Here is a 12,223-nt window from a genome sequence, read left to right as displayed (position 1 = left end):
CGCCCTGATGCCAAGCTCAGGCTTGGCTTACCACTACCAAGCCCCTTTTCTGTCAAACCTGTCACGGAATGCTAATATCGCTATTCGATCTGCTCAAGCAGTGGGAAGCAAAATTTGCTCCCGACAACGCAAAGGTTCACCTCGCACGCTTTAACGGGGAAGGCTGAAGCATAGCCAATCGTGAACATGACTGTGCTCCAACTGCTGGGGATTCAAATCCATTTGTATCATCTACAGCGCGACTACGGCCCTACAGATCGCGAGTCATGTGCTGCTCAAATCGCCCTTCTTCGTCATCCGGAGGCGTTAACTGATCGCCGTCCTCGACGAAGCCGTCCAGGCAATTCTCGCACTCATCGGGTGGAAGATAGCCATCTCCAAAGCATCGGTCGCAGTCCTCGTAGTTTCCTTCAACATCCAAGCCGTAACCCCGGCCATCACAGTCCGGACAGATGATTTCGGCACTGCCACCACGGCATATGCTGCAGGGAACCATCCCTTCTCGACCAGTCATAAGGAGGAAAAGACTCATACCGAAGCCTCCATAATGACCATGTCCTTGAAAATCACTGAGATGCCTCCAAACCGCTTGCGAGATATTTCTCGAATCGTGTCCAAATCATCAGCCGTAGACAGACCCACCCTTAGCCCAAGGGCATGCTCCATCCCGCGAGCGTAGCCAGGACAGCCGATGATGTACGCTTCCACGCACTCACGGGTGTTACGCAGATACACCACCTCACCCTTGAAGTGATCCACCAAAATCGCAGGAAAAAGTCCCTGCCTGGCTGCGACGAAGACATCCCAAAGGTAGGGAGCATAACGCGAGAAAGTCGAAACGTATGTCTGACGAGTGCCTTTCGGAAAACTGACCTTGCCAAGCTCGCTACGCAACTGCAATTCGATGTAGGCAGCGGTGTCGCAAATTTTTGCATAGGAGGGAGCATTGAGGCCCGCCGCCACCTTATCCAGTCCCAGGTAGAGATTCTGAAAAGCTTCGAGGCTACTAAACCCATATTCCTCAGCGGCCAAGCGATAGATTTCGTTGCGAGGTAGTTTTTTGAGTTCACCCCGCGCTATCGCGTCTTTATATGCTTTTTCCACGATCCCTTTGAAGCCGCCATAACTACCTGGTACGACATTTGCGCCAAAGTACGCTAAGGATAGAAAATCAGCAGGTTTGAGGGGCTGCCAACTGTTCAGCCGAGGGAACTGAAATTTAAGGGTCTCTAAGACTTCCGGCGGGAATATTTGAGACGCATCAAAGGCAAGATTGACGGATTGAAGCTCGTCATAGGAAAGGGAAAAGGACATTTTAATCTCCACAATAATGTACGACGCATCCTGAACAGAAGCGAAGTGCTATCGATGGTAGACAAAGTCCTTTAGCCGTAGGCCGGGGTGCCGCATTAGAAAACAACCCGCCCTCGTCGACGACTGGCGTCTGTTGGGATGGCGATTTCTTCACCCTTGAACTCAAAAATTTGAGAACGAACGGAAATTACACCGAACATCGAGACGCGTCAACACAGCCAGGCAGGATGATTGGTTGGCGCTCGGGCTGGGGGCGGCGCGCCACTCCATCGGCAATGATGAGGAATGTTTAGAGCAACGAACTAGCTGCTCGCGCCCAAAGCCGTCAGGCCCTGTTTTTTAGCAATCTCTAGCTGATCGAGCTTTGCAGGGGCCTTTTGCGCGGTCTTGGAGTGAATGAGCATTCGAGATAGATCGAAGTCGGTTAAAGCCTGATGAGTCGGAATCGAACGGCAGTCTGGTTTGAACCGCGCCCATGCTACAGCTTTTTTGGGGGGGGATTTGAATCGGGAGTCGACGCCAGAACTCACTAGGTGAGTAAAGACCGATGGGATGCACCATGCCCGTAAACGGTTGCCGGGCAATTCGTGTGGGGCCTCACACACTTACACACTTACACACTTCGCCCGCCCTTTCGTCCAATAAAGGTTCGATTCCCTTCACCCGCTCCAATGCTTTCAAGGCTTTCGGCCTACCCCGCGAAATGTAGGCGCCTGTTACTGCTGTAACGCAGACCTCAGGTTGTTTCCTACTAGGCTGTACACCTATGCCATTTTAGGTTGATCTATCGGGGCGTCGCCCCCCCCCTTAATAACTTCAGACATCACCGCTACTCACGACTGGCAATCGCCACTCGCAACACAGCATAACGTCAGAAAGCTCCCTATCAGATTGATCAACACCGACGCTCCGAATCTTTCAAAGACGACGGCAGCGGCAATAGCTCCGACTGCTTGAGTCCCCGTGGCTTTGATTCGTTATACATCCGAGAGTTTTCTGGCTAGTTTTCAGGATATATCGCTACAACCTGATCTATGCCCGCGCTGGTAAGGCCAATTACCTGATAGGCACCATGGTTCCCTTCGACCTCCATTCCTGGAGAGCCTGCCGGCATGCCAGGAGCAGCGATCCCGACAAGGTCGTCACGCTTAGTCATTGCAATTATCTGTTCAGCAGGCACGTGGCCCTCGACAAACTTTTCCTTGATCATCGCGGTGTGGCAGGACGAGAGACGTGGAACAACGCCGAGATCTTGTTTGACAGCGCTCATGTTGGTTTCTACATGATCAATGACGGTGAAGCCGTTTGCTTCAAGATACTGAATCCATTTCTTGCAGCATCCGCAGTTTGCGTCTCGATGAACATCAATTGTCAGGGCCTGAGCGGCTTGAGCGGTTGAGCCGATGAACAGCGCTGCAAACGTTGCGAGACGTAGAGATCGACTAGAAAGTCGGAAGCTAGCCATCATGAATATTTTTCCTTTTACCTTGTCTGCGGTGGGATGCTCCAGTAGCGCTAATGCCATCCGGAGCGTTTAATGCCGCCGCGTTTAGGTTTGGTTGATGATCTCACCCATACGTCGGGGAGGTGGTTCCTCGGTTATTCAAACCGCTGGATGGCATCGCTAAATCGACTCAGAACCACATCCGAATACCCACTACGAATCGAGCATCGTTGGTCTTTTCTCCTCCATCGCTGGCCAGGTCTGCCGTCTTGCCGTAGGAGTGGTTCCAGGTAACACCGACGTAGGGGGCAAATTCACGAACAATCTCGTAACGTAACCGCAAACCTACTTCGGTGTTCGCCAATCCAGATCCTATGCCGCGCTGAGGATCATTTTTTCCGTACAGGTTCACTTCTGCGGTCGGCTGCAAGATCAGGCGATTTGTCAGCAGGATGTCGTAATCGCCTTCAAGTCGAGCAGCGGTTTGACCCTTCTCACCAATGTAGGCGGTCGCTTCAGCTTCAAAGTTATAGAGGGCCATGCCCTGAACGCCGAGCGCTCCCCATGTTTGGGGCGACCCAGGCTTGAAGTCTTGCCGAACGCCCGTGACGACATCCCACCACGGACCGACGGCGTGCCCCCAAAGCGCCTGGAGTTCAGCGTTTTGCGTTACGCCATTGGTGCGTTCACCTTCCGAGCGCAGCCACAGGCGATCAACGTCACCGCCGATCCATCCTTTTGCATCCCAGGCCAGCGCACTACCGTTGTCAGCGTCTTGATACTCAAACTTATCCAGAAGGATGAAGGAGTTAAGTTTTTTGTCGTGAACACCGTGGCCAGCCACATCTGGAAAGGCGGCTGCACGGTCAGCGTCGGTAAGTACGGGGATCGGGGTTCGGCTCGTGGTCGCCCCTCCATCCATGCTGTCCATACCGTCCATGTGCCCGTCGTCCATGCTCATCTTGCTGTGATCCATAGCCCCCATCTTGCTATGGTCCATAGATCCCATTGAGCCGTGGTCCATCTTGGTGTGATCCATCGCGCCATCTTTCGCTTTGGCTGGCTTGGATTTTTGCGCAGTCGAAGGCGTTGAGTCCGCACTTGATGGCATCGCTATCGACGGATCCATCCCTTCAGCGGCCTGAGCCATGAAAAAGAATGCAGGACTGGTCGAGACTGCCAGTGCCATCAGCGTTGGGCGAAAAAACTTACGGGTCATGATCTCAATCTGCCTTTTTGCCCAGCGGTAAAGAGACAACCCACCAGCGAATTACGATTTAGGTATGTGTTCATAGATTGTCTCCTTTACTCATCAACCCGTACTTCGCGGAACATGCCCATTTCCATATGGAAAAGCAGGTGGCAGTGATAAGCCCAACGTCCTAAGGCATCAGCAGTGACTCGATAGCTGCGTTTGGTACCTGGCGGCATATCGATCGTGTGCTTGCGCACCATGAACTTGCCGTTCTCATCCTCAAGATCACTCCACATGCCGTGAAGGTGTATGGGATGGGCCATCATGGTGTCGTTCACTAAGGTGATGCGCAGACGCTCGCCATACTTCAGACGAAGTGGCTCGGCGTCAGAGAACTTGATGCCGTTGAACGACCACGAAAACTTCTCCATGTGACCGGTCAAATGAAGCTCGATGGTACGACTTGGTTCGCGGCCGTCAGGGTCTTGGAAAGCGCTTTTCAAATCGGAGTAAGTGAGCACTCGACGACCATTGTTGCGCAAGCCTATGCCTGGATCGTTTAGCTTTGGCGTTGGATTCATGGCTTGCATGTCAACCAAGGGGTTGTTGGTTTCGGAGGCTGGGTGAGTCTGCATTTCTCCACCCATTTCGCTCATGCCAGCCATCCCTGACATATCACCGCTGCCCATCCCTGCCATCTTGCTGTGGTCCATCCCGGCCATGTTGGACATGTCGTCGCTGCCCATACCAGCCATACCAGCCATACCGCCCATTCCCATGTCATTCATTGACAAAAGCGGCCGGGGGTCGATCGCTGGCACTTGTGCCTTTAAACCCTCGCGAACTGCAAGGGTTCCGCGTGCATATCCGGTTCTGTCCATAGACTGAGCGAAAATGGTGTATGCCTCTTCCCTGGCAGGCTCTACGATCACGTCATACGTTTCAGCTACGGCGATGCGAAATTCGTCGACACTCACAGGTTTGACATGTTGGCCGTCGGCTGCCACCACGGTCATTTTCAAACCAGGAATGCGAACGTCGAAATAGCTCATCGCCGAGCCGTTGATAAAGCGCAGGCGCAGCTTCTCGCCCGGTTTGAAAATGCCGGTCCAGTTACTGTTAGGCGCCTGGCCATTCATGAGATAGGTATAAGTATCGCCACTGACGTCTGCGAGATCGGTGGGGTTCATTTTCATTTCGGCCCACATCTTGCGATCCGCCACTGTCGCGGACCAACCTTTCTCGCTGACATCGTCGATGAAATCGCCAACGGTACGTTTGTGGTGGTTGTAATAATCCGATTGTTTCTTCAGCTTGGCCATGACGCGAGCAGGATCTTCATCGGTCCAGTCGGTCAGCATCACCACGTAATCGCGGTTGTACTGAAAAGGCTCCGGCTCTTTTGAGTCGATCACGATTGGACCGTAAACGCCGGACTGCTCCTGAAAGCCAGAGTGACTGTGGTACCAGTAGGTGCCGTTTTGATGAACCTTGAATGTGTACTCGTACATTCCATCAGGTGCGATGCCATGGAAGCTCAAGCCAGGTACGCCGTCCATGTTGGCCGGCAGGATGATCCCGTGCCAATGGATTGAGGTGTCATGGTCTAAGCGGTTTTTTACACGCAGGGTAACCGTCTCTCCTTCGCGCCAACGCAGCAAAGGTCCTGGCAATGATCCATTGATGGTCATTGCTGTGCGTGGCGATCCGGATAGGTTTACAGGGGTTTCACCAATAAACAGATCAAATTCGTTACCCGTGAGAACGCTCGGCAGACCAGGACTGGTCACTGCCCATACGGGAGTGCGCCAAAGGCCAAATCCGCCAAGAATGCCACCCGCGGTCAGACCTTTAACGAACGTCCGCCTAGAGGTTTTGGAATGCATGCCGTTTATGTCCAATCAGTCAAAAGGGAAGCTGCACGAAACCATCAATGAGTTTCTCATGCAGGTTAAAGGCACTCTTTCAGAGCTCTGTTATGAGCTCGGATGAGTTTCGCCCGCCGTCACTAAAGTCGAGCACGTATGACTGCGAGCTCAGAAATTGCCACATTTGAACCACGGCAGTGATTACATTTCTGTCAGCTTGGGAGCGCGGCAGGCTATTAGCAATTCTTGTGGTCCATCGCTTCAGTACTTTCAGCAATGGGACGCTGGGGGCTTTGCTTTTGAGCTAACACGTATGATTCCATTGTCTTATTCTTTGCCGCTTCCAAGCGTGCGAATGCTCGGTCACCACCGCCTTCAGCCATAGCAAAAGAAGAAACGGTCAATGCTGCAATGACGAACAAAGCTTTGATAGGGTTCATTTGAATTCCTGTGATCAGTGTTAGTAAGCCGAAACCCAAATTACATGATGAATTTTAGGAATGAGCCAAAGGTTCACCAAGACTATAAAACTCATCACCTGTCAGTTAGCTTAGGCAAACATTACAGCGGTGTCAGCTTGCGATATTTCACGTTAGGAATACGCTATTTAATCTGTAATTTTTTGATCCTTCACTGCTATACATATATATATCAGCATTTATTAAATTTAAGACGCCTAACGTTAAAATCTTCTAGCCGCTTTAAAAATTGCTGAAGTTTTAATCTTTTCGCACGGCAGTTAACTATGCGAATTTCGACTCATGCACAGTACTTTAGTTTTTATACATTTAAGACGAACATAATTATTTCTCTTGTACGGAGCGGTCTCTTTTCACCGCAACCGCAGCATCAACGTTGACACCACGGCAAGGTCAAGAGTTATGTATTTTTGGCCCCGAGCATCGGTGACACTCAAACTATTCGGGTATGCCTCAATCGCAATGCATTGAAAACTACAGACGCAGAACTGACGCTCATGGCTAGCGCAGCGATCATTGGCGACAGAAGGTGCCCCGTCAGTGGATAAAGAAGGCCGGCGGCGAGGGGAATACCCATCGAGTTGTAAAGAAAGGCAAAGCCAAGGTTTTGCCGCATGTTTTTTACTGTTGCAACCGAAAGGGCGCGTGCTCGTACAATCCCCATGAGGTCACCTTTTACCAGTGTAAGCTGCGCGCTATTCATTGCAACGTCAGTCCCTGTTCCCATTGCGATGCCGACATCTGCTCGCGCCAGAGCCGGCGCGTCGTTGATCCCGTCGCCAGCCATGGCAACCTTCCGCCCGTGCTGCTGGAGGTCTGCAACCAGGCGTTCCTTATCCTGCGGTTTCACCTCACCATGGACCTCTTCAATCCCCATCTCCCTGGCGACAGCCCTAGCGGTGGTGAGCCCATCACCGGTGGCCATGATAATTTTTACGTTATCAGCTTTGAGCTTGGCGACTGCTTCTTTGGAGGTCGGTTTTATCGGATCTGACACCGCTAGCAACCCTGCCAAGGCCCCATCAACGGCGAGATAGATGATGCTGATGCCTTCAAGGCGTAACAACTCTGCACGCTCTTGTAAGGCCTTCGTACTCACGCCGGCAGCTTCCATCAACGCAGTGTTGCCCAACTGTATTTTCTTGCGATCAACGAGACCACTGACTCCAATACCTGAACCGGACTCAAACGATTCGGGCTTGGTGAGCTCAATGTTTTCAGTTCGGGCGTGATCAACGATGGCACGAGCCAAAGGATGTTCGCTGCCTTGGTCAAGGCTAGCTGCCAGCTGAAGAACATCGTGGGGGTTGAAATCTGGTGTGGCCTCCACACTGTAAAACACCGGTCGCCCCTCTGTTAGAGTCCCCGTTTTATCGACAATCAGTGTGTCGATCTTGCAAAGGTTTTCGATGGCACTGGCATCCCTGAACAGCACACCCATGCTGGCGGCTTTACCCGTCGAAACCATGATCGACATGGGCGTCGCAAGACCCAGGGCACAGGGGCAAGCGATGATCAGCACGGCGACAGCGTTGATCAGACCAAAGACCCAGCTGGGTTCAGGGCCAAAGAGCCCCCAACCTACGAGTGTCAGCACCGCAATCGTGATAACACCCATCACAAAGTAACCGGCAATCGAGTCGGCCATTCGTTGCATTGGCGCTTTGGAGCGTTGGGCTAGCGCAACCATCTTTACGATTTGCGACAACATGGTGTCGGCGCCGACCTTTTGCGCCTCCATTATCAAGCTCCCATGAGTATTAAGCGTGGCGCCGATCAAACTATCCCCTGCTCTTTTCATTACCGGCACAGGTTCGCCAGTGAGCATGGATTCATCCACCGCACTTTCTCCCTCAAGTACAGCCCCATCAACGGGCACTTTTTCACCAGGTCTGACCCGCAAATGGTCTCCCAAGTGAACATGAGTGAGGGGAATGTCCTGCTCCTGACCATCTGCGTTGATTTTTCGTGCGGTCTTGGGAGACAGACCGAGAAGGGACTTAATGGCGGCGGAGGTCTGCGATCGGGCTTTAAGCTCAAGAATCTGCCCAAGCAAGGTCAGCGAGATGATGACCGCGGAGGCTTCGAAGTAGACGCCAATGCGCCCATCTTGCATGAAGGTGGTGGGAAAGCTTTGGGGAAATAGAGTTGCCACGACGCTGTACAGATAGGCGGCGGCGGTACCCAAACCAATCAAAGTCCACATGTTTGGGCTGCGGTTTCTAACAGATGCTGAACCCCTTACAAAAAAGGGCCAACCTGCCCATAAGGTAACCGGAGTCGCAAGAGCGAACTCGATCCAGTTTTGGATCGAGCCATGGAAGAGTTGTAACGAATGTCCAGCCATGGCGAGCACGGCCACTGTCACGGTTAATGGTAGCGACCACCAAAAGCGGAGGGTGAAATCCCGGAGTTCGGGATTTTCATCTTCATCGAGCGCAGGCATGACCGGTTCTAGTGTCATGCCACATTTAGGGCAATTGCCAGGCCCGGGCTGGCGTATCTCCGGGTGCATAGGGCAGGTGAACTCGGTACCTTCCTGTACTTCAGCTACTGGAGCGGCGTGGCCAGAGTGATCGGTATTCAGTGGTGCATTGGCGTAGAGCGGCGGTTCTGCTCTGAACTTCTCTTGGCACTTCAGGCTGCAAAACTGATAGATCTGTCCCTGATAAACCTCGCTGAATCTGATCGGCGGGGTAACAGCCATGCCACACACCGGATCGCGCAGACCTTCATCCTCAGCCTTCGCAGCATGAGTGTGGCCATGGTCGCTTGTGTCGTTAGGCATATCTGTTTTCCTTTCTCACTTTTGTTTGTTTCTGCCAGATCCACATGTTGACATGTGTCCCCCGTGCCCGTGTCCGAAAACATGCATTAACGGACAGGCTAAACCATTAAGTCCAAAGGGCTCGGTAGGGCCGCCCTATGAAAGCCGCGACTCTGTTGTAACAGTTGCCTGCTCAACAGTGTGTTCGATGATGAACATATCGAGTAAAAAACCGATAAGTGTTCATCTGGGTTAACATTTACCTGTCGCAGAGATTACATTTATGTAAGTTTCAAATCAGCGAGACTTATTTGATGCACACTCATCGCAATGGTCCCGTTGCGAGTCACCTCATGAAACTGCTAGTCGCTGAAGATGAACCGACATTGGGCATTTATCTACAGCAGGGCCTGACTGAGGCCGGATTTACGGTTGATCGTTTTACCGACGGCGTTGACGCCCTTCAACACGCCTTAAGCGAGGCCTATGACTTGCTGATTCTGGATGTGATGATGCCGGGAATGGATGGATGGGAACTCCTTCAAAAGGTCCGTAGGTCAGGAAAAGAAGTGCCGGTGCTATTTCTGACGGCGCGAGACAGCATTGAAGATAGGGTCAAGGGACTTGAGCTTGGGGCAGACGATTACCTGATCAAACCATTCGCCTTTTCTGAATTGCTGGCTCGCGTTAGAACCTTGCTACGTCGCGGTAACAGCACCCCTGCGCAAACCCATATAAAAATGGCTGACCTTGAGGTCGACCTTCTCAAACGCAGGGCGATTCGGGGAGGAACGCGCATAGACCTGACAGCTAAGGAGTTTGCATTGCTAGAGTTGCTGCTGCGCCGTAGAGGCGAAGTGCTCTCAAAATCACTCATCGCCTCCCAGGTCTGGGACATGAACTTCGACAGCGATACCAACGTGATTGAAGTGGCCGTCAGAAGGCTCAGGGCGAAAATTGATGACGACTTCGACGTTAAGCTGATCCAGACCGTCCGAGGTATGGGTTACATGCTGGACTCACCGGACCCGGATCAGAAATGAACCGCCTTTCCCTCACCACACGCCTGAGCTTGATGTTCATGCTTTCGGTAACCGTTGTGCTGACGGTTGCCGGCATGAGTTTTAATCACCTTAGTCAGCGTCATTTCAAGATGCTGGATCAGCAAACCTTGGACGAAAAACTCAGCTCAACTCAACGAATTTTGGGAGAGCTGCACGACATCGATCAATTCAGTGACTTAAAACCACAACTTGAGGCTTTGCTGGGGGCACACCGCGATTTGACGGCGATCATCCTGAACAGTGAAGGAAAGCTGTTTTTCGCCAGCCCCAGGCCCGTCAGTGTCCCAGAGCAACTGCGCAAGCTCGATAGTCATGCAATGTGGGAATGGAAAGACCATGAGCAGACTTACCGCGGCGTCACGGCCCCGGCAATGGTTTCCGGACAGAAAAAGCCGCTAACCGTGTTCTTGATCTTTGATGTGACGCAGCATATGTATTTCTTCGAAACCCTTCAGCAATGGTTTTGGACAGGATTGGTGATCAGCGCACTGGTCAGTGCCGCACTGGGATGGATGGTTGCACGCAGCGGTATGCGACCTATTCGGCAGGTGACGATGGTCGCCGCCTCTATGTCTGCTGGCTCGCTGAAAGACCGCATACCGTTGGCGCCTGTGCCAAAAGAACTTCAGCAGATGGTGTCATCCTTTAACGCCATGTTGTCTCGTCTGGACGATGCGTTTGTTCGGCTTTCAAATTTTTCCGCGGACATTGCTCACGAGCTGCGAACGCCCGTCAGTAATTTGATGACCCACACTGAAGTTGTGCTCTCACGAAAAAGGAACATTGAGGACTACGAAGACAATCTATTTTCAAATCTCGAGGATTTGAAGCGCATGTCTCGCATGATTGATGACATGCTTTTTCTGGCCAAGTCCGACAATAAGTTGATCAAGCCAGAAAACAGCCTGATAGAGCTGCGCGAGGTGGTGGGAACATTGCTCGAATACTACCGCCTGCTGGCAGACGAGCGAGGCATTGAGCTTTGCGTCTTCGGTGCTGGAAGTGTTAGCGGTGACGTATTGATGCTGCGCAGGGCTATCTCGAATCTACTATCGAATGCGCTACGGTACACGCCAGAGGGAGAAACCATCCGCATGGATATCTGCCAGACAAACACGTCGACGGTGCTGACGGTACAAAACCCTGGAACGACTATTGCGCCCGAACACCTCGAAAAACTTTTTGATCGTTTTTACCGCGCAGATCCTGCGAGGCGTCAAGGGAGCCCAAGTAACGCAGGACTGGGCCTGTCGATTACTCGGTCGATCATTGAAGCTCATGATGGCAAGATCTGGTGCACTTCATCCGATGGAACAACTGTTTTTCATATTGAACTCTTTAGTGCCGGCATCAAACCTGCCTAAGAATGACGATTCATCGAGCCAACGCCTAGCCCAAGAGCCGATTCCTGAAGTACCAGTAGTAGGAACGGGAGCGCCGTCATGTTTGACGTATGTCAACAATCTCCATTCAACGAGCGCTACTGCTTACATGTGGACGGGTGGTCAATGAAACAAAGCATGTTAAGTGGGAAGCAACCTCGTCTGTGCAAACGCGGTTGCGGTTGATCCGAGAGTTGGTTGCCATACCCTCTATGCATACTGCTCGATTGCATACTGATTCAGCACGGTCCAACCGTGCGAACTTTCCCCTTCGTCTGGAGATTTATCATGCAAGCACCACTGAAATTGGTCTTAGCCGCTCTAATCGCGGCCATCGCTATAATCGCCAATGCCACGGAAGTTCACCCTCCGGCTGAATCCGCGCTCCCCACCACCGAGACAAGCACTCAGGCCCAGCCTGATGCCGATCATGCCATGACTCAGCAAATGCAAAAGATGCAAGCCGCCCGCGACAAGGTTTCCGCCGCCAAGACGCCTACCGAGCGCCGGGCCGCTATGCAGGAGAGCATGCAGACCATGAAAAGCTCCATGGCCATGATGCGGACTATGCACGCAGGCAAAGGTTGTAATGAGATGGGCATGCCAGGCTCAGCAGATGGCAGTACAGGAATGATGGACATGATGATGAAAATGATGGACCAGCAGTCCAGCATGATGAACATGCAGATGTCCAAATGAAGGCTTACTTG

11 protein-coding genes are annotated in these 12,223 nt (G+C 52.2%); 3 read left to right on the top strand and 8 right to left on the bottom strand.

Going from position 1 to position 12,223, the window contains the following annotated elements; translation table 11 throughout:
* Positions 1-250: 250 nt before the first annotated feature.
* The 8 genes from RHM59_RS22015 to RHM59_RS21980 form a co-directional block, all read right to left on the bottom strand.
* The gene (locus RHM59_RS22015; RefSeq protein WP_322285391.1) at positions 251-532 is read right to left on the bottom strand and encodes a hypothetical protein; all 282 of its coding nucleotides are present in this window, start codon (positions 530-532) and stop codon (positions 251-253) included.
* Entirely contained in the window at positions 529-1,314 is a 786-nt protein-coding gene (locus tag RHM59_RS22010) for a hypothetical protein (RefSeq protein ID WP_322285390.1), read from the bottom strand. Before RHM59_RS22010 ends, RHM59_RS22015 begins: the two co-directional genes overlap by 4 nt.
* Before the next feature lie 1,000 nt (positions 1,315-2,314).
* Positions 2,315-2,782 (bottom strand): DUF411 domain-containing protein, encoded by a 468-nt coding sequence (locus RHM59_RS22005; protein ID WP_322165899.1) that lies wholly within the window; start codon positions 2,780-2,782, stop codon positions 2,315-2,317.
* A 166-nt stretch (positions 2,783-2,948) separates the two neighbouring features.
* The gene (locus tag RHM59_RS22000) at positions 2,949-3,977 is read right to left on the bottom strand and encodes a copper resistance protein B (protein ID WP_322285389.1); all 1,029 of its coding nucleotides are present in this window, start codon (positions 3,975-3,977) and stop codon (positions 2,949-2,951) included.
* A gap of 86 nt (positions 3,978-4,063) precedes the next feature.
* Positions 4,064-5,839: a copper resistance system multicopper oxidase gene (locus RHM59_RS21995; protein ID WP_322285388.1), complete on the bottom strand. Its 1,776-nt coding sequence runs from the start codon at positions 5,837-5,839 to the stop codon at positions 4,064-4,066.
* A 218-nt stretch (positions 5,840-6,057) separates the two neighbouring features.
* Complete coding sequence (locus RHM59_RS21990) at positions 6,058-6,261, bottom strand: co-regulatory protein PtrA N-terminal domain-containing protein (protein ID WP_322285387.1); 204 nt, start codon at positions 6,259-6,261, stop codon at positions 6,058-6,060.
* Between the two features lie 472 nt (positions 6,262-6,733).
* Entirely contained in the window at positions 6,734-9,088 is a 2,355-nt protein-coding gene (locus RHM59_RS21985) for a heavy metal translocating P-type ATPase (protein WP_322285386.1), read from the bottom strand.
* A gap of 15 nt (positions 9,089-9,103) precedes the next feature.
* Positions 9,104-9,175, bottom strand: coding sequence for a hypothetical protein (locus RHM59_RS21980; protein WP_322286741.1), 72 nt, complete (start codon positions 9,173-9,175; stop codon positions 9,104-9,106).
* 245 nt (positions 9,176-9,420) lie between these two features.
* On the opposite strand from RHM59_RS21980, the gene RHM59_RS21975 reads away from it, so the two are divergent.
* The 3 genes from RHM59_RS21975 to RHM59_RS21965 all read left to right on the top strand — a co-directional run bounded on the left by RHM59_RS21975 (position 9,421) and on the right by RHM59_RS21965 (position 12,212).
* Positions 9,421-10,110 carry a heavy metal response regulator transcription factor gene (locus RHM59_RS21975; RefSeq protein ID WP_322165903.1) on the top strand — a complete coding sequence of 230 codons (690 nt, stop codon included), beginning with the start codon at positions 9,421-9,423 and terminating at the stop codon, positions 10,108-10,110.
* On the top strand, positions 10,107-11,495 hold the full coding sequence (locus RHM59_RS21970) for a heavy metal sensor histidine kinase (protein WP_322285385.1): 1,389 nt from the start codon (positions 10,107-10,109) through the stop codon (positions 11,493-11,495). Before RHM59_RS21975 ends, RHM59_RS21970 begins: the two co-directional genes overlap by 4 nt.
* 306 nt (positions 11,496-11,801) lie before the next feature.
* Positions 11,802-12,212: a hypothetical protein gene (locus RHM59_RS21965; RefSeq protein WP_322285384.1), complete on the top strand. Its 411-nt coding sequence runs from the start codon at positions 11,802-11,804 to the stop codon at positions 12,210-12,212.
* Positions 12,213-12,223 lie beyond the last annotated feature (11 nt).

The organism is Pseudomonas sp. MH10 (genome assembly GCF_034353045.1).
GTDB lineage: Bacteria > Pseudomonadota > Gammaproteobacteria > Pseudomonadales > Pseudomonadaceae > Aquipseudomonas.
This window is presented reverse-complemented; position numbering and strand designations above follow the sequence as displayed.